Annotated in this window: 14 protein-coding genes; all 14 read right to left on the bottom strand. The window is 74.8% G+C overall.

The features are described from left to right. Positions 1–9: 9 nt before the first annotated feature. Positions 10–1,098: a lytic murein transglycosylase gene (locus CWOE_RS32580; RefSeq protein ID WP_012932927.1), complete on the bottom strand. Its 1,089-nt coding sequence runs from the start codon at positions 1,096–1,098 to the stop codon at positions 10–12. Next, positions 1,074–1,643 carry a hypothetical protein gene (locus CWOE_RS07235; RefSeq protein WP_012932926.1) on the bottom strand — a complete coding sequence of 190 codons (570 nt, stop codon included), beginning with the start codon at positions 1,641–1,643 and terminating at the stop codon, positions 1,074–1,076. Before CWOE_RS07235 ends, CWOE_RS32580 begins: the two co-directional genes overlap by 25 nt. Continuing rightward, a complete protein-coding gene (locus CWOE_RS30350) occupies positions 1,640–4,408 on the bottom strand; it encodes an APC family permease (RefSeq protein WP_012932925.1) in 2,769 nt (922 codons plus the stop codon). The genes CWOE_RS07235 and CWOE_RS30350 overlap by 4 nt, the downstream gene beginning before the upstream one ends. A gap of 1 nt (position 4,409) precedes the next feature. Next, positions 4,410–6,869, bottom strand: coding sequence for an ATP-binding protein (locus CWOE_RS07225; protein ID WP_012932924.1), 2,460 nt, complete (start codon positions 6,867–6,869; stop codon positions 4,410–4,412). Next, positions 6,866–7,441, bottom strand: a complete 576-nt coding sequence (locus CWOE_RS07220; protein WP_012932923.1) for a hypothetical protein — start codon at positions 7,439–7,441, stop codon at positions 6,866–6,868. Before CWOE_RS07220 ends, CWOE_RS07225 begins: the two co-directional genes overlap by 4 nt. Before the next feature lie 3 nt (positions 7,442–7,444). Further along, positions 7,445–7,771 (bottom strand): hypothetical protein, encoded by a 327-nt coding sequence (locus tag CWOE_RS07215; protein WP_012932922.1) that lies wholly within the window; start codon positions 7,769–7,771, stop codon positions 7,445–7,447. After that, positions 7,771–8,628, bottom strand: a complete 858-nt coding sequence (locus tag CWOE_RS07210; RefSeq protein WP_012932921.1) for a conjugal transfer protein — start codon at positions 8,626–8,628, stop codon at positions 7,771–7,773. The genes CWOE_RS07215 and CWOE_RS07210 overlap by 1 nt, the downstream gene beginning before the upstream one ends. Further along, entirely contained in the window at positions 8,625–9,758 is a 1,134-nt protein-coding gene (locus CWOE_RS33320) for a hypothetical protein (RefSeq protein ID WP_012932920.1), read from the bottom strand. The genes CWOE_RS07210 and CWOE_RS33320 overlap by 4 nt, the downstream gene beginning before the upstream one ends. 143 nt (positions 9,759–9,901) lie before the next feature. Further along, positions 9,902–11,569: a hypothetical protein gene (locus CWOE_RS07200; RefSeq protein WP_012932919.1), complete on the bottom strand. Its 1,668-nt coding sequence runs from the start codon at positions 11,567–11,569 to the stop codon at positions 9,902–9,904. Positions 11,570–11,628: 59 nt separating this feature from the next. Continuing rightward, the gene (locus tag CWOE_RS07195; protein WP_012932918.1) at positions 11,629–13,161 is read right to left on the bottom strand and encodes an RNA polymerase sigma factor; all 1,533 of its coding nucleotides are present in this window, start codon (positions 13,159–13,161) and stop codon (positions 11,629–11,631) included. Continuing rightward, positions 13,158–14,837 (bottom strand): type IV secretory system conjugative DNA transfer family protein, encoded by a 1,680-nt coding sequence (locus CWOE_RS07190; protein ID WP_160165482.1) that lies wholly within the window; start codon positions 14,835–14,837, stop codon positions 13,158–13,160. Before CWOE_RS07190 ends, CWOE_RS07195 begins: the two co-directional genes overlap by 4 nt. A gap of 5 nt (positions 14,838–14,842) precedes the next feature. Beyond that, positions 14,843–15,307 carry a hypothetical protein gene (locus CWOE_RS07185; RefSeq protein ID WP_012932916.1) on the bottom strand — a complete coding sequence of 155 codons (465 nt, stop codon included), beginning with the start codon at positions 15,305–15,307 and terminating at the stop codon, positions 14,843–14,845. A gap of 85 nt (positions 15,308–15,392) precedes the next feature. Further along, positions 15,393–16,859, bottom strand: a complete 1,467-nt coding sequence (locus CWOE_RS07180) for an AMP-binding protein (protein ID WP_012932915.1) — start codon at positions 16,857–16,859, stop codon at positions 15,393–15,395. A gap of 70 nt (positions 16,860–16,929) precedes the next feature. Further along, complete coding sequence (locus CWOE_RS30345; RefSeq protein WP_012932914.1) at positions 16,930–17,109, bottom strand: hypothetical protein; 180 nt, start codon at positions 17,107–17,109, stop codon at positions 16,930–16,932. Positions 17,110–17,178: the final 69 nt, after the last annotated feature.

The raw sequence follows: 17,178 nt of genomic DNA, 5'->3' as shown, positions 1-17,178 counted from the left end.
ACCGGGGCGTCACAGGCCCGGCGGGTGAACGACGGTGAAGCCGGCGTAGGAACGTGCTCTGGTGCGGTCGGGACCGCGCCACGCCGAGCCGATGCGATCCCCGCCGCCGGTGTCGAGGCGCAGCCCGGCGACGACCATGAAGACGTGGCCCGAGTTGGCGTAGATCGAGACCCACTGCCCCGGGCCGGGATCGCCCCACGACGTGAAGCCGCCCGAGACCATCGCGCCGCTGAGCAGGCTGGCGCCCCAGAGCGCGTAGGAGACGAGGCCTGAGCAGTCGTAGCCGCTGTCGAGCCAGCCGGCGTGCCCGCCGCCCCACTTGTACGGCAGGTTCGCGATCCGGTTGGCGGCGGCGATGATCTGCTTGACCTTCTCCGGCGCCTCCTCCGGTGCGAGCACCGTGCCGTCGGAGCGCAGCTTCGCGGTCGTGCCCGGCGTCGTCCCGCCCGGCGCGTACGTCTGCGTCGAGCACTCGTCGCGGTAGGCGGCGGCGTGGCCTTGGACCTTGCGCACGTACCAGTCGGCGCGGTTGTAGGCGAACAGCGCGCTGTACCAGTCGCCGGGCGCGCCGCTCGCTCTGAGGTAGCGGGCAGCGCCGTGGATCGCGTCCTCCGGGTCCATCGGGTCCCGGTCGCCGTCGTCGTCGCCGTCGACGCCGTACGCGGACCATGTCGGAGGCATGAACTGCATCCACCCCTGCGCGCCGGCGCTGGAGACGTTGAGGTTGGTGCCGAAGTCGGTCTCGACCTTGTTGATCGCGGCGAGGTACGACCAGCCGTCCGCGCCGAGTCTGTATCTGGCCGCCGCCGCGTCGTAGATCGGCATCAGAGTGGACGGCGGACTGCCCGCGCTCGACGAGCACGTCGGCGTCACGCCGCCCTCCGTCAGCGCCTCGGCCTTGGCGCCGAGGATCATGATCAGGACGACCAGCGCGATCAGGACGCAGGCGACGACGCAGGCGCCGATCGCGAGCAGCTTCAGCTCGAGCACGAGCGACGCGCCTCTCGTCGCGGCGGCTCTCGCGAGCCGTCTCGTCATGCTCACCGCGGCGCGCGCCGCCGCCGAGGCGGCGTTCACCCCAGGCCGCTGATCCGCCATCTCCCCTCCTCCCGCGCCAGTCGCATGATCAGCGGCGTCACCGTCCCGCCGCGGTCGACCGTCGCGGCGACCGCCGGCGTCTCGGCGCGCAGGGTGTCACCAAGCTCGAGGCCGTCGATCCTGCCCGGACGAGCGGGCGCGCCGGAGACGCGCGGCGGCGAGGAGAGCAGCTCGTCGCCGAACGCGCGCGTCGCGTTCGCGCGCAGCGCGACCCGCACGCCGCCCCTCGCGTCGCCGACCTCCCAGTGCAGGTAGGCGCCGAGGAACCGCCGCGCCGCCGCGACCGCCGCGCGCTGCTCGGACACGCCGAGCGGCGGCGCCGGCGCAGCGGGCGTCGTCGTCGTGCGCGGCGTCGGCGCGACGGCGACCGGCGTCGTGCGCGCGACGCTGAGCACCGTCGGGGCCGGGCCAGCGTCGTCGTCGCGCGCCGGCTCGCCGCCGAACCGCATCAGCAGCACGCCGCTGAGCGCGATCGCGGCGGCCGCCAGCGCGAACGCCCAGCGGCGGCCGCGCGCGTCCAGCGGCCGCGAGCCCCAGCCGCTCATCGCACCCCCCGCCGCGCCCGCGAACGGGCCTCGTCCTCGCGGCGGCGCGCGCGCCGCTCGCGCTCGTGCTGGCGTGTGCGCCGCGCCTCCTCGCGCGTGCGCTCGGCGTTGCGGTCGCGCGTCGCGCGGCTGGCCTGCTCGCGGTTCTCCTGCGCCCACTGGCGTGTTCGGGTCCCGCGCGGTCCGGCGTCGATCCGCTCCCAGGCCTTTCTCAGCTTCCGCTCTGTCATCGGACGCTCCGCGGTCGCGGTCTCCAGCAGCGTCCGCGAACGGTCCATCGCGTCGGCCGAACGCTCGCGCAGCGCGTCCTTCTCGGCGCTGCCGGCGCGACGGTAGCGGTCGGGGTCGATCCCGGCCGCGAGCAGGTTGCGCTCGTGCTCGGGCGGCAGCGTCGAGATCTCCTCGCGACGGGCCGAGATGTAGTCGTCCAGCTCGCGGCCCTTGACCGGGTCGCTGTTGGTGAGCACCGGCCGCTTCGTGCGCGACGGGTCGTTGCGCCAGGCGTCGAGCTTGCCGCGCAGCTGGCCTTCGCGCTGCTTGAGCGCCCGCTGCTCGTCAGCGGCCTTGCGCTCGGCCGCGGTCGTCGGGACCTTCGGCGGGTGCTTGGCGGCGAGCGCGGCCTGCCGCGCGCGGTTCGCCTTCAGCTCCTGCTCGGCCTTTCGCCGCTCGCGCTGCTTGTCGCGGTGCTTGCGGAGGTCGTCGCGATGCGTGGCGACGTCGCGGCCGCGGCTCGCTTCGGCGCCCAGCTCCTCGCGGTCGTGCTCGCGGATCGCGGCCGTCTGCGCGCCGCGGTCGTCCTGGCCGCGCTCGTGCGTCGCGTCGGCGCGATCGGCGGCGTCCGCGTCGCGGTCGGCGCGCTTGTCGGCCGTTCGCGCCGCGCGGTTGCGCCCGGCGTCGGCCGCCATGTCGAACGGCTTGCGCACCTGTCTGAACGCATCGTTCGCCATCCGCCAGCCGTAGTACAGGCTGCTGAGGCCGCCCGACCCGCCACGACCGCTGCCGGCAAGGCCGAGGCCGCCCTCGGAGGCGGGTCTCTCGAGCGTCAGGAACCCGAGCAGCTCTCTGCGCTTGAGCAGCAGGCCCCACCAGTAGGCGATGTTGAACATCCAGATCGACGTCCAGCCGACGTCGAGCCCTTGGATGATGTTCGCGATCAGGACGACGACCGCGAGCATCAGCGCGAAGACGAACTTGGCGATCAGCAGCCCGAGCAGGCGTTGGCCCCACGCGACGACGCTGCGCCGCCCGCCCTCTCCGAACGCGGCGAGCAGGAAGACGATCGGCGTCAGCAGGATCAGGACGAGCGAGAAGACCCCGGTCAGCAGCAGCCGGACGCCGATCCACAGCAGCACCGCGATCGCGCCCACCATCCCGGCCGCGATCAGCGCCAGCATCCCGAGCCGCGTGAACGCGCCCTTCCCGCTCTGGATCGTGGCGTCCGTGCGGATCCCGGCCTTCTCGTCGTTGTATCTCAGCGAGATTCTCTGGCCGCTGCCGTCCGGCCCGTTCCATTTCTCGCACGCCCACGTCGAGAAGTTGCCGAGCATGCCGAGCCCGGAGTAGTCCGACGCGATGTCGTCGAAGACCAACTTCTTCCAGCCCTTGCGCTTGCACTTCTCGGGCGTGAACTCGAGCTTGAACGGCTCGCCCTTGCGGTTGTCGTAGAGCTTCTCCCGCTCGGGGCTGTTGGACGGGAACGACAGCCAGACATCAGCGATCGAGACGTTGGGGCCGTCCTTGATGTTCTGCACCTTCATGCAGCCCTCGACGTCGGTGAACTGCAGCGCGCACCACGGGCGCACGACGAGCGAGGTGAAGAGCCGCTGGTGGGCGACCGCGAAGGTGTCCGCCGGCTTGTCGACGTCGCCGGTCGACGCGGCACCGAGCGCGACGAGCGCGCCCTCGTTGGAGAGCGTCGCGACCTTGCCGACGGTCCCCTCCGGGTTGATCATGATCACCTGCGCGCCGATCATCAGCCCGACGGCCGTCGCGATGCCGCCGATCGTGTTGATCGTCTTGCGCCGCACGAGGCCCATCCAGATCCCCCAGAGGCCGAGCACGGTGAGCGCCGCGACCTGCCAGCTGTCGGCGAGGAAGATCGACTTGAGGCGGGCGATCCCGCTTCTGATCTCGGCCATCGAGCTGAGCACGAGGCTGTGCGAGAAGCCCAGCTCGACGATCGCGAGCGCGCCGCGCATCATGTAGACGAGCCCGAGCCAGACCGTCTGGCTGCCGGAGTGGAGCGCGCCGGCGATCATCGTCTCGGGCTCGGTGACCTTGATGTCGACGTTCTGGTCGAGGCCGTAGTGCGCGGTCGGGTGCGGCTGCGCGATCGAACCGGAGCGACTGCAGTTGCGCTGCGCGATGCCGCCGGCCTCGAGCTTCATCGCATTGCGCTCCTCGTCGCACATCGGCGAGTCGCCCGCGAAGCCTTCGAGGTCGGCCGTGTCGCGCGGTCTTTCAGGCGCCGGCGACGTCTCCGGCCGATCGGGGTCAGGGTCGGGTCCGGGCGACGGCGACGGCTCGGGCTGCGGCTCCTCCGTCGGCGACGGCGGCCCTGGGCTGTCCGCCGGAGGCGTGAGGCCCGGCGTCGGCTCGCGCGGCTCGTCGTCGTCGGGCTCGGTGTCCGGGGTCGGAGACGGGCCCGGCTGCTCGGTCGGCGACGGCGGGCCGGGCGTGTCCTGCGCGTGCGCGAGCGAAGCTGCGACGGCTCCGGCGATCGCCAGCGCCATCGCGATCGCGAGCACGACGAGCGCCCGGCGCATCTCAGACCTCGGCCTGCTCGGCGTCGGTGTCGGCCTCGGCGGGATCGCTCCCGCCGCGGTCGGGCGTCGTGTCGAGCGCGTCGAGCAGCTCGCGGTCGAGCAGGTCGATCTGCACGGGGCTGACGCGGCCGTCGTAGTCGCGCATGAAGCAGCGTCCGCGGCGGAAGCCGACGAGCCGCTGGCGCAGCGCCTCGTCGTCGTCGAGCCGCAGCAGTCTCAACGCCGCGCTCGCCTCGCGCTCGGACTCGACGCCGAAGCAGAAGGCGGCGCCGATCAGGTCCTCGAGCGCGTCGACGTCGCCGAGGATCTGCGTCGCCAGCAGCGGCGTGACGTTGCGTGCGCGGCCCATCCGCGAGATGCGGTCGACGAGCGCGCGTCCCGCGTTGTCGGACAGCAGCACCCACGCCTCGTCGAAGCCGAGCACCGAGTGGCGGCGCGCGTCGTGGCTCGTGAGCCGCAGCGCGTAGACCGCCAGCAGGTGCAGCACGGCGCGCGAGATCCGCTCGTCCTCGAGCAGCTCGGTCCGCGCCGTGCCCGGCAGCGGCAGCGTCAGGTTGCGGATCCGCAGGCTCGTGATCGCGCGCGAGCCGGCGACGTCGAGCGTCGCGCTGCCGTCGGCGAAGCCGAGCCGCGCGAGCCCCGAGTTGGCGTGCACGCCGAGCGCGCGCGCCGCGTCGCGCGCGTCGCCGGAGCCGCGCTCCAGCTCCGCGATCACCTGCCCGCAGCTGCGGCCGCCGGCCACGACGACCTGCTGCACCGCGAGCCGCACCTCGGTCTGCCAGCCCGGCGGCACCGGCTCGGGCAGGATCCCGAGCAGGAAGTTGCACGTCAGGTCCTCGCGCGTGTCCTCGGGCGCGATCCGCAGCGGGTCGAGCATCCCGCGGTAGCGCTCGTCGCCGGACAGCTCGATGATCTCCATCTGCTCGGCGACGCCCGGCAGCCGCTCGAGCGCGTGGTCGCCCTTCGGGTCGATGTCGCAGATCGTCGAGCCGCTGAGGAACGCCTGGTACATCACCAGCTCCATGCAGAGCGTCTTGCCGGAGCCGAGCGTGCCGGCGAGCAGCACGGCCGGCGCGCGGCTCGTGCGCGACGCCTCGGAGCTGTCGAACAGTACGGGCTGGCGCGCGCCGCTGAGCGTGTGGCCGACGTACGGTCCGACGTCGGTGCCGACCGCATGTGTCGCGATCGGCACCATCGCGCCGAACTGCTCGACCGTCAGATAGTCGTCGTAGTCGCGCAGACGGCCCGGCTGACCGGGCATGTGCGCGACGAACAGCGACAGCTGATCGCCGAGCGGGCGGTGCAGCTTGACCGCACCGAACTCGCGCCGCAACCGCTCGACGCGCTCCTCCAGCAGGTCGCTCGTCGGCGCGCCGACGGCGAGCGAGATCGTCGCCCGCAGCAGCGGCGGATGGTCGCCGCCGGTCAGGTACTCCTCCAGCTCGCGCACCATCTGCGGCCGCGCCGCCGCGTGCCACGAGGGACCGTGGTCGCCATGGCTCTCCTCGTCGTAGGCGTGGTCGGCGTCGATGATCTTGCGGCGCACGAGGCGGACCGCGTCGGTGTTGGGCACGAAGCGCGCGCTGAAGGCGACGTCGACCGGGAACTCGACCGACTCCATCGGCGCGAACAGCAGCTCGGCGCTGCGACCCGGGAACGAGACGACCTCCGGCAGCGCGCCGACCGTCAGCAGCGCCTGGTGGCTGTCGCCGTGCTCGGACTCGATCCGCAGCGACCGCGCCTCGACGTTGATCGGCGCGTCCATCAGCCGCAGCACGTCGACCTCCAGCGGACGATAGGCGCGGCCGCCGTCCTCCTCGGGCGCGTCGACGATCAGCGCCTGCGGCCGGAAGCGCTCGTCGACGACCGGGTCGCCGACGCCGCGGCAGAAGCCGCGGCGGATCAGCCACTGCAGCTCGTGGCTCGCGGCCGGATCGGCGTCGACGTAGTCGAGCACGCGCTGGTGGACCTTCGTCGCCGCACCGTGGAGCGCGTCGAGCCGCCGCTCGCCGATCGCGCGGCCGTCGCTCAGGCCGACCGCGTCGCGCAGCCGCCCGAGCACGGGGAGCTGCTTCGCCAGCGACCACTCTCCGCCCTCCTCGCCGGCCGCGATGCGCACCGACAGGTAGACCTCGGGCACGTGCGACTCACTGCCCTCGAGCGCCGCCGTCTGGCGACTGAGGTAGTCGCCGAGCAGGTCGCGGCGGACCTGCCGCACGTCGGTCGTCGCCTCGACGCCCATCAGGTACTGCTGGACGTCCCACGGCCGCGCGACGCGCAGCAGCGAGAAGTCGGCCTCGAGGTTGTAGGCGAGCGTCGCGAGCGCGCCGAGCAGGTCGTGCTTGGCGGCCGCCGGCAGCCCCGCGTACGAGCGCGTCGGCAGGCGGTAGACGGCCCACACCTCGCTCGCCGCCTCGCCGAAGACGAGGTTGCCGTGGATGAACGAGATCGGCCGTCTCATCGCAGCACCGCCCGCTGTCCGGGCTGCAGCGTGATCTCGGTCCCGCGCCACAGCGCGTCGCCGGCGCCGCGTTCGAGCACGAGCCGGCCACGCCGCTCACGTGCGCGCACCGGGTAGCGGACGATCATCCGCGCGGGGCCGACGACCTCCGCGCGCCGCAGCCGAGCGCCGCGCGCGTCGGACGCGACGCTGACGTCGTCGAACGAGACCTGGCCGAGCGGCGCCACAGGCCGGAAGGCCGAAAGGCGCGCCGGCTCCAGCCGCATCCGCAGCAGCGCGAGGCCGGCCGCGTGCGCGGCGCGACCGTCGATCTCCCAGCGCGTCAGCGCGTACGCGATGCCGGCCGGCAGGATCGCGTAGCGAAACGGCGCCGGCAGCAGGCCGAGCACGTCGCCGACGAGCGGCAGGCGCGCGGCGAACAGGATCGCGAACAGCGCGACCGCGGCGTAGCCGAGGCCCCGCAGCGGCACGCCGAACGGCAGCGGGATCCGCCAGCGGTCGATCTTGTGGATCCGCCGCTCGAGTCTGAAGCAGACGCGGAAGGAGCGGATCTGCACGGGCTGGACCGCCATCGCTCACTTGCCCCCCTTCTCGGCGCTGCCCGCGACCGTGTTCCACATCGTCGAGATCGTGTTCTGGACCGGCGTCGTCGCGTAGACGAAGCCGCCGACGATCACGACGAGCAGGACGATCACGAGCCCCTGGCTGACGTCTCGCTTGGCGAGTGCGGGCAGCGCGACGAGCGCGGCGACGGCGAGCAGCAGGCCCTTCGCCCACGACTGCAGCTCGTCGCCGACGTTCTTGCCGATGTCGCTCGGCTCGGCCCATGCCGGGCCGGCGACGCTGAGTGCCAGGCCGACCGCCGTTGCGGCGATCGCGAGCACGATGAACTTGCGGGACATCAGGAACCTCCTCTGAAGGTCGGGTCGACCTGCAGCGACCGCACGTACCAGCGGTCGCGGTGAAGGACGTCGAGCTCGTAGCGCAACGTCCAGGACGTGCTGCGGTCGTCGCTCGCGTCGACCTGGACCGCGATCCGCCGGCCGGGGGTCACCCAGGTCAGGTCATCGACGCGGTCGAGCGTCAACGGCCTGCCGGGGAGCGAGACGACGGCGTCTGGCGACAGATCCGCCAGCAAGTTGCTCTGGTTCGCGGCGAGGTAGTTCTCCAGCGCTCGCCCGGCGACTTCCGCGAGCGCGGCGTCCTCGACGCGCTCCTCGGCCGGCGCGGTCCGCTCGCGGTCGATCGCCGGCGGGCCGACGAGCGCCGGCGGTGCGGCGATCGCGAGAAATCCGCGCCCGTCGCGCACGACGGGAACGGAGAGGTAGACCGTGCCGCCGTCCGTCTGCGCCATCACGGTGACGAGCCGGCGGTCGCCGTCGCGGCGCTCGCCGAGCACCGCGGTCCAATCGACGCGCTGGCGGACGCCGTCGCCCGGGCGCACGCCGGCGTCCTCGTCGAGACCGGCCGAGACGAACGGGGCGAGCGCTCTCACGCGCGCCTCCGGGTCGTCGGCGTCGAAGCTCAGGTACGCACGCGCGAACGCCTCCGCGAACGAGGTCGCGCCCTGGTCGCCGGCTGGCGCCACGATCGTCCGCGCGGGCGGCGGCGCGGGCGGACCGGCGACGATCGCGCGCAGCCCGGCGAGGCTGAGGACCGCCGCGAGCAGCGCCGCGACGATCCGCGGGATGCGCGCGTGCAGCCGCGTAGCGCGCAACGAGCGGGTCGCCGGTCGGGAACGCGCCTGCGGGACGCTCATCGCTCGAACCCGAACTCGCCGGACGCGGCGCTCTGAGAGCGGCGTGGCGCACTGTCCGCCTGGTCGCTCTGGGCGGGCGGGCTGCTCTGCGCCGGCGGGCTGCTCTGCGCCGGTGGGCTGCTCTGCGCCGGCGGCGCGGTCTCGGCGGGAGCCGAGCTGGACGGCGGCGGCGGTGGCGGTGGCGGCGGGGAGGTCTCGTCGACAACCGGGCTGGACGCCGCCGGCGCGCCCGCCGCGGGCGCTCTCGCCCGGCCACGTGACGCGCGACGCTCGCCGTCGCGCGTGTCGCCTCTGCCGTCGGCAGCGCGACGTCTGCGCGCGGCGGCGCGCCGTCTGGCGGCGGCGTCGCGGCGCCGGTCGGCGGCGGCGCGGAGCGCGCGGAGTCTGCGGACGGCGCGGTCGGCGGCCGCGCGCTTCGCGTCAGCCGCCCGCCGCTTCCGCTCGGCCGTGGCGCCGTCAGCGCCGTCAGCGCCGGCCGGCGGCTCGGCGGCGATCACGGCGCGCTGCTGCCGTGCCGGCGTTCTCGCCGCCGCGACCGCTCTGCTCGCCGGCTCGCGCGTCGCCGGCTGACGCGATGCGATCAGCAGCACCACCGCCACCGCGGCGACGACGCTCGCACCCGCTGCCGCGACCGTCACGCCCCAGCGCCGCCCGGTCCGCTCGGGCGCGGGCGCTGACGCCCACGCCGGCTCTGCGGCCCACGACTCCGCCGCCCACCCGCCGGCCGGCGCCGCCGGCTCCGGCGCCCACGCCGGCTCGCCCGCCGCCGGCTCCGGCGCCCACGCCGGCTCGCCCGCAGCCGGCTCGGCCTCCGACGCCGGCTCGCTCGTCGCGGGCTCGGCCTCCGACGCCGGCTCGCTCACCACGGGCTTCCGCCGCGCCGAGGTGCGCGGGCGGTCGCTCGTCCATTCGCCCGCGGGACGGTCCCACGGGTCATCCGCCTCTCGCGGCTCCTGCTCAGGTTCCAGCGCCGGCGGCTGCGCCGGGCGCGACGGGGCGGCGACGGCGGCACGCTCGGCGGCAGCGGGCGCCGCGGTGTCGAGCGCGGCGACGGGATCGTCCGGGAGGTCTTCCCAGAACATTCTCTCGTCGGCGATCTCGAAGCGGTCTCGGCGGCGTGCGCGAAGCACGGAGGACTCCTCTCGGTGGTCTCTTCACCTCCTCCATTGCGCCAGCCGCCAAAGCCGCCCCCCTCAATTTCCGCCACCCGCCCCGCGCACGAAAGAGGACCCGCACAAGGCGGGCCCTCGGCACTGCTCGCGGACGGCGCGGGTCAGCCGCTGACGCGCACTCTGATCGCCCGCGACGCGACCCCCGTGTACGGATACGCGGCCTGCTCGACCACGCGCACGCGCAGCGAGTAGGTCTGCACGCCGGTCGTGCCCGTGAAGCGGTACGGGATCCGGAAGCGTCCCGCGCGACCGCGCGCGCGGACCTCGCCGAACGGCTGCCAGTGCGTCCCGCGCCACGCCTCCGCCAGCACGAGCACGCCACGCGACGGAATCGGGCCGCTCGCGAGCCGTCCTCTCAGCACGAGCGTCTGGCCGTTGCGCAGCGAGCGCCGCGACGGTCTGACGATCAGTCTCGGAACCACGCGCACCGTCGCCTTCGCCGTCACCGCCCCGTTCGCGACCCGGTAGATCGCCCACAGGTCCCTCGAGCTGCCGTGCGGGACCGTCGTCGAGAAGTTCCCGTCGCTGTCCGTCGAGAGCCGCCCGAGCGTCTGGTAGTCGCCCGTCTCGCCCTCCGTGCGCCAGACGATGCAGACCGGCGCCTGCGCGGCCGGTCTGCCGTCGGCGCCGACGAGCCGGCCGCGGAACGTCGCCTGCTTGCGCGAGCTGTGCCGCAGCGTCACGCGTGCACGCGGACGCTTCGCGCGCTCTCTCTTCGCCGTCGGCGAGACGAGTCCGGCGGTCAGCTTCAGGCCCGCGTCGACCACCGGCTCGGGGACGCACGAGAGGTCGGGCGGCGCGTTCGCCGTCCGCAGGCTCACCGGCCCCCAGGGCGTCACGTTGCCGCCCGCGTCACGCAGCAGCACGCGCACGCTGTGCGTGCCGTCCGCGACCGCGGAGGTGTCGAACGAGACCGTCGCGCTCGCCTCGTGCGGGCACGGCGCCGGCGTCTTGTACGGCTCGTGGCAGGCGGCGTCGCCGCCGAGCGGCTGGCTGGCGACGACGGTGCCGTCGACCTCGACCTGCGCCTGCGTCAGGCCGCCGCCTCTGTCGCTCGCCTGCAGCGACACGGGCACGACTCCCGTCACCGGCGTCGCCGAGCTGACGAGCGCACCCGTCGGGGCGGTATCGAACGTCGGCGCGACGTCGTCCGCGAGCGTGATGTCGGCGCGGTGCAGCCACGTCTCCGCGGCGACCCCTCTAGCGACCTCGCAGCTTCTCGCGTTGCTGTTGGAGTAGCCGCACGAGACGTACAGCGAGACGCCCGACGCGGGCGTCACCGGTCTGCGTTCCCAGTGGTTCGCGTTCGACAGCGGCTTCGCCGGATCGCCGACGCCTCTGCAGCCGCTGGCGCCGTTGCAGCCGGTGCCGGCCCAGCGCCAGTCGGCGCCGAAGCGCTCCAGCGCGCTGAAGAAGTAGCCGGTCTCCGGGTTGACCTTGGCACTGCGCCAGAGGCGGTAGTGGACGATGCTCGTGTCGGCCGGCGCGAGGAAGCTCATTCTCGCCGACGCGTCGCCCGGATGCGCGACGTTCACTCTCAAGCCGACGTGCCGGCCGCCGCGCGGGCAGCTGTCGTCGCTGAGACTGAGGGTCGGCTGCGCGAACTCGAACCCCCACGGCTCCGCCGAAGCCAATCCGCCGGCGCCGTCTTGACAGCTGTGGACCGTGTACGCCCCGGCGTCGGCGGCCGCCGGCGTCACCGCCGCGGCGACCAGCGCCGCGGCGAACGCGGCACGCAGTCGACCATGCACCTTGATCGGGAACTTCACCGTGGAACCCCTCCTTCTCGTCCTGCCGTTCGCAAGTCGTGTTCGTGTTCGGAGCCGGTTCACGGACCGAACTCCGAGCCCCATCTGCCGCCCTCGCCGGACGGCGTGCCGCTGCCGGAGCCCCCGCCGGTCGAGCCGGTTCCGCCGGATCCGCCCGACGAAGCGGGCGGGGCGCCGGAGGAGCCGCTGCTCGCGGCGGGCGGCGTGCTGCCTCCACCCGTGCCGCCGCTCGTGCCGCCGCCGCCCGCCGTCCCGCCGCCCTCGACGCCGAACTCCGACGATGTCGCGCGTTCCTGCCGCTTCGCCGCGGCCTGTCTGCGCTCGGCCTGCGTGGCACGCGGCTGCGCGGGGCGTCTGGTCGTCGGCTGCGGGCGGCCCGACGGCGCGAGCGCCTGCGGCGTCGTGCGCGCCGGTTTCGCCGCCGGTCTCGCCCACCCCGGCGCGGGCGCCAGCGCCGCCGGCGCGGTTCTCGCCGCCGACGACGACGCGGCAGCGCGTCTCGGCGCCGGCCGCTCGGCCGCCCGGGTGCTCTCCGGCGCCGCGCCGACGAGCGCGCGCAGCGGTCGCGGAATCCCTTCGACGGCGCAGTACGTCGCCGTCGACCCGAGCGTCAGGCAGCCTGCGGCGACCGCGACGACGGCGCCCGGCCGGGCGCCCGCCAGCAGCGAGCCCGACGCCGGATCGGCCCGCACCATCGCGCTCGTGGCCGCGTCGCGCGCGCCGCCCAGCAGCTCGGCGACGCGCTCGCGCATCCCGTCGAGCGTCCGTCCCGCCGTCGCCAGCCACTCGCCGCGACCGGACAGGTGCACGGCGAGGACCGGGATCGGGACCGCGGCGCCGACCTGGCGCGCGTTCTCGTGCAGCTCGACGGCCCAGCGCGCGCAGCCGGAGCAGCTCGCGAGGTGCCGGCGCGCGTCGGCGGTCCGGTTGGGCCCTGCGATCCCAGCGACGAACGCGAGGATCAGGCTGCGCCGGCTCTCGCAGAACGTCCCTTCGCGAACGAGCTCGAAGCGCGTCGCGACGAGCCGCATCGCGCGCTCCAGCTCGCGGCGGTAGACCCGCTCGGTGACGCCGAGGTAGCGCTGGATCTCCTCCGGCGTGCGGTCGAAGAAGAAGCGCAACTTGACGATCGCCTGCTGGCGCTCGGGCAGCTCGGCGACGATCTCGCGCAGCCGCGCGCCGTCCCAGCTCTCGCTCAGCAGTTCGTCAGCGGTCGGCTCGCCGGCCGCGACCTCGAGCCCTTCGTCCAGCTCGACCGACGTTCTGCGTCGCGCGCGCTTGCCCTCGTCGAGCGCCTTGTTGAGCGCGGTCTGGGTCAGATAGGCGCGCACCTGCTGCGGGCGCATCGCGTCGCGGTCGAGCTGGCCGTCGCGCTGCTTCTCGAGGAAGACGGCGTAGGCGTCGTGCAGGATCTCCTCGCGCTCGGACGCGTCGAGCCAGCCACAACGCCGCGCAAGCACGGCGAGCACGTACCCGCGGTGCTGCTCGTACGGCGTCGCGGAGACCGCCGTCATCGTGCGCCGTGCCTGCAAGGGATCCCCCTCTTGGTGCTCGCCGACCTTCTGCTCATCATGAATGTAGCCCGCCGTCACGCCAACTCCCCGGTCTGCGCGGTTCCCTTCAGCCGCCGCAGCTCGGCGTCGGCGTAGTGGCGCCGCTGGCGGAAGATCACCGGCGGCAGATCGCCGGCGACGAGCAGCCCCTCGCCCGCGCTCGTGCGCTGCAGCGCCTGCGCCGACATCACCTCGGGGCGCGCGCGTCTCTCGTCGGGGTCGAGCTGCTGGCGCATGCCGAGCAGCTCGACGATCTCGCGCCGCGTCTGGTGGTCGGTGATCGAGCCCATGAAGATCTTCGCCTGCGACAGCGCGAGGATCTCGTCGGCCGCGTCGCTGCCGAAGTGCCGGCGGATCTGCGCGACCGAATGCCACACCGTCAGGAAGCGGACGCCCGACCCGAGCGACGTCGCGAGGATCTGCGGCAGCTCCTGGATCGGCGCGATCGACGCGGTCTCGTCGAGCGCGAACAGCGCAGGTGGTCTCAGGCCTCCGCCGGTGCGGTTCTCGCGCTCGCTGAGCCAGTGGAGCATCGACGCGACCATCGTCACGACGAGCGGGGCCAGCAGCTGCTGGTGCTCACGGCCCGCGACGACGTAGAGCGTGTTCGGGCCCTCGAACAGCGCCTGCGGGGAGAGCCCGCCGCCCCGCTTCGCGGTGCGCGCCGCGGCCGGGTGGCCGTACGCCTTCAGCTGCACGGCCGCGGTGCCGATCACGCCGTCGCGCTGCCGCTCGGTGTAGGCGTAGACGGCTCTGAGCCGCTGCTCGGCGTCGGCGGCTCCGGCGTCGGCGAGGATCCCGACGGGCGTGTCGAGGTCGCGCGCGAGGATCCAGCGGTGGACGTCCGCGGCCGTCTGGTCCGGCGTCAGCGCCGCCGCGTGCAGGTACGGCGCGACGAGGCCCTCCGCCTCCTGGTCGAAGTAGTCCTGGTTGGCGCCGCCGCCGAGCCGGCGGGCCTGGCCGAGCCAGCGCGCGACGAGCAGCGCGTGCTCCCAGCTCTCACAGCCCTGCAGCAGGTCCCAGCTGTCGCTCGTGGGGCCGAACGGGTCCCACACCCAGACGCGGCCGAGCTCGCGGCGGCGCGCGATCGTGTGCTGCGCGACGTCGGTGCGGACCGACGTGGTCAGCACCGGGCCCTCGTGCTCGAGCACCGCCGGGATCACGAGGCCGGAGCTCTTGCCCGTGCGCGGCGCCGCGACGACGGCGATCTGCATCGTCGCGCTGACGGCGACCCGCGCGCGCGGCCGGCCGACGTGGCCGACGATCACGTGATCGGGCGACGGGCCGGGGACGATCAGCTCGCGGACGGTCCGGTAGCGCGCGAACTCGTGCGGGCGGCGGCCGCGCAGCTGCCACCAGCGCCGGTCGGCGGACGGCCGGCTCATGCGGATCTCGGCTGCACGGACGAGCGCCACCAGCGCCGCCGAGGTGCCGAGCAGGACGAGCGCCGCGGTCGTGCGGAAGCCGCTTGCGCCCGGCATCGCGCGGGCTGCCTCAGCCGGGTACGCGCGCGCCGGATCGTCCCCGAGCAGACGGCTGTCGGTCAGCGCGCGCAGGCCGTCGAGCAGCCCGATCCGCGCGAAGCGGCCAGCGTGCACCCATGCCGCCAGCGCGGGCACCAGCCAGCTCAGCGCGATGACGACGAGGGCGGCGACGAGCACCGCCGCGACGGCGACGACGCCGCCGCGCTGCGCTCCCGCGGATCTGTCGCGCACCGCGCTCACCTGTCGCGCTGCCTCCGCTCGGAGCGTCGCTGTTCGCGCCGTCGCTGCTCACGCCGTCTCTGGTCGGCGTCCTCGCGCGGGTGCGCGCGGCGCTCGCCGTCCCGTCCGGCGTGCGGCCGGTCGTCGTCGCCGGTCGCGTGGCCGGCGAGCGCCAACGCCGCGGTCAGGAGGCAGACGAGCGCCGCCGCCTCCCGTGCGAAGCGGATCCGCGTCGCCGCGACCGCCCCGGCCGCCAACAGCACCAGCAGCGCCGTCCGCCAGCTGTCGGCGAGCGCCACCGCGGCGGTCGCCGCGAGCGCGACAGCGACCGGCGCCGCGGGGCCGCGCACGGCGCCGGCCGCCGCCGGGCCGCGCACCGCGCCGGCCGGCCGCGCCGGCCAGCTCGCGCGCGGCCGCCACGCCGGCCGTGCCAGCCCCGACGGCCGGGTGCGGGACGGTCTGCGGCGCTGCCCTCGCACCATCTCAAGCCGCTCCAGGTGTGCTCGCCATACCCCTTCCATTGCGCGAGCACCCGATCCCGCCCCCCTGAGTTTCGGCGCCGCCTGCTCAGGCCTGCTCGCCGTCGCCGAGCAGGTGCTTCTGCACCTTGCCCATGCCGTTGCGCGGCAGCGCATCGAGGAAGCGGATCTCGCGCGGGCGCTTGTGCGGCGTCAGCGCGGCGGCGACGTGGTCGATCAGCTCGCGGGCGGCGGCGTCGCGATCGGAGCCCGCACGGCCCTCCGCCGCGGCCCGCGGCACGACCCAGGCGATGACCCGCTCGCCGAGGTCGGCGTCCGGCAGGCCGCGCACCGCCGCCTCCGCTACAGCCGGGTGAGCGGCGAGCACGGCCTCGATCTCGGGCGCGCCGACGCGGTAGCCGCCGGTCTTGATCAGGTCGGTCGAGCGCCGTCCGACGAGCCGCAGCGCGCCGTCGGGCGCGAGCACGCCGAGGTCGCCGGTGACGCACCAGCCGTCGCGGAACAGCGCCGCGGTCGCCTCCGGCTGGCCGAGGTACTCGAGCAGGCGGCTCGGCGTGCGGACGAGCACGCTGCCGATCGTCGCGTCGTCGGCCGGCACGTCGGCGCCCGCGTCGTCGACGACGCGCAGCTCGACGCCGGGCAACGGTGGGCCGACGTAACCCGCCCGCACGGTCCCGCCGACGCGGACCGCGGTCGTGATCAGCGTCTCGCTCATCCCGTAGCGCTCGGCGACTCGCTGGCCGCACAGCCGCTCGATCCGCTCGTGGTCGCTCGGCAGCAGCGCCGCCGAGCCGGAGACGAGCAGCCGCACGCCGGCGAGCGCGTCGCGAACCCGCGCGTCGTGCTCGGCGGCGTCGGCGAGACGGCGGTACATCGTCGGGACGCCGAACAACATCGTGCCGCCGTCCGCCAGCGCCGCCGCGATCGCGGCGACGTCGAACGAGCCGACGTGCCGCAGTCGCCCGCCGACGCGCACGGGCCCGAGCGTCCCGAGCACGAGGCCGTGCACGTGGTACAGCGGCAGCGCCTGGACGAGCACGTCGGCGGCACGCCAGCGCCACGCCCCGGCGAGCGCGTCGAGGTTCGCCTCCAGCGCCTCGCGGCTCAGCACGACGCCCTTCGGCGGTCCAGTCGTGCCGGACGTGTACATCACCAGCGCCGGGCGCGTGCCGTCCGGAACGGGCGGGAGCGCCGCGTCGCCGTCGCGCGGCACGTCGATCCGGCGCAGCCCCGCGAGCGCGGGCGGCAGCGCGGCCCCCGCGGCGCAGAGGATCGTCCCCGGACGCGCGTCGCCGAGCACGTGCCCGAGGTCGAGCGGACCAGATCTGGGGTTGAGCGGGATGACGGGGACGCCGGCCGCAAGGCCGCCGAGCAGGCCCGCCACCGTCGCCAGCGACGGCGTCGCCCACAGCGCCGCCGGCCGCTCGCCGGCAGCGGCGAGCAGCGCGGCCGTCGCGGCGGTCGCGCCGCGCAGCGCGTTCCAGCTGACGACGCCGTCGGGCATCGCGACGACCTCGCCCGTCCCGCCACGCGCGAGCACGTCGAGCAGCGTCATCGCTCTTCGCCGTCGGGCACCGGCCAAGGATAGGCCCGCCGGGCGCCGGCCTCGGCCACCCGCCCGTCGCTCACCCGCCGCTGCGCGGCGCGGCCGCCTCCTCGATCGCACGGGCGAACTCGAGCCAGCCGGTGAACTCGCGGACCGAGCCGTCGTCCGACACGAGCCGGCCGCGCAGCGGGTCGGCGTTCGGGTCGAGCTCGAGCGCGAGGCGCAGACGGGCCGCCGCGGGTGGTGGATCGTCGTTCACCTCGCGATCGTCTCCGCTGCGCGTTCGCCGCGCGTCCTGGAGCCGACCCTGAACATTCGCGGCCTGCTC

The sequence above is a fragment of the Conexibacter woesei DSM 14684 genome (assembly GCF_000025265.1).
Classification (GTDB): domain Bacteria; phylum Actinomycetota; class Thermoleophilia; order Solirubrobacterales; family Solirubrobacteraceae; genus Conexibacter; species Conexibacter woesei.
This window is presented reverse-complemented; position numbering and strand designations above follow the sequence as displayed.

What these genes read in the sequence shown, in the direction of transcription:
- CWOE_RS07235 (WP_012932926.1), bottom strand. Translation starts at nt 1,643, where the DNA reads ATGAGCGGCTGGGGCTCGCGGCCGCTGGACGCGCGCGGCCGCCGCTGG.
- CWOE_RS07215 (WP_012932922.1), bottom strand. Translation starts at nt 7,771, where the DNA reads ATGTCCCGCAAGTTCATCGTGCTCGCGATCGCCGCAACGGCGGTCGGC.
- CWOE_RS07210 (WP_012932921.1), bottom strand. Translation starts at nt 8,628, where the DNA reads ATGAGCGTCCCGCAGGCGCGTTCCCGACCGGCGACCCGCTCGTTGCGC.
- CWOE_RS32580 (WP_012932927.1), bottom strand. Translation starts at nt 1,098, where the DNA reads ATGGCGGATCAGCGGCCTGGGGTGAACGCCGCCTCGGCGGCGGCGCGC.
- CWOE_RS07185 (WP_012932916.1), bottom strand. Translation starts at nt 15,307, where the DNA reads ATGGTGCGAGGGCAGCGCCGCAGACCGTCCCGCACCCGGCCGTCGGGG.
- CWOE_RS07180 (WP_012932915.1), bottom strand. Translation starts at nt 16,859, where the DNA reads ATGACGCTGCTCGACGTGCTCGCGCGTGGCGGGACGGGCGAGGTCGTC.
- CWOE_RS30350 (WP_012932925.1), bottom strand. Translation starts at nt 4,408, where the DNA reads ATGCGCCGGGCGCTCGTCGTGCTCGCGATCGCGATGGCGCTGGCGATC.
- CWOE_RS07225 (WP_012932924.1), bottom strand. Translation starts at nt 6,869, where the DNA reads ATGAGACGGCCGATCTCGTTCATCCACGGCAACCTCGTCTTCGGCGAG.
- CWOE_RS07220 (WP_012932923.1), bottom strand. Translation starts at nt 7,441, where the DNA reads ATGGCGGTCCAGCCCGTGCAGATCCGCTCCTTCCGCGTCTGCTTCAGA.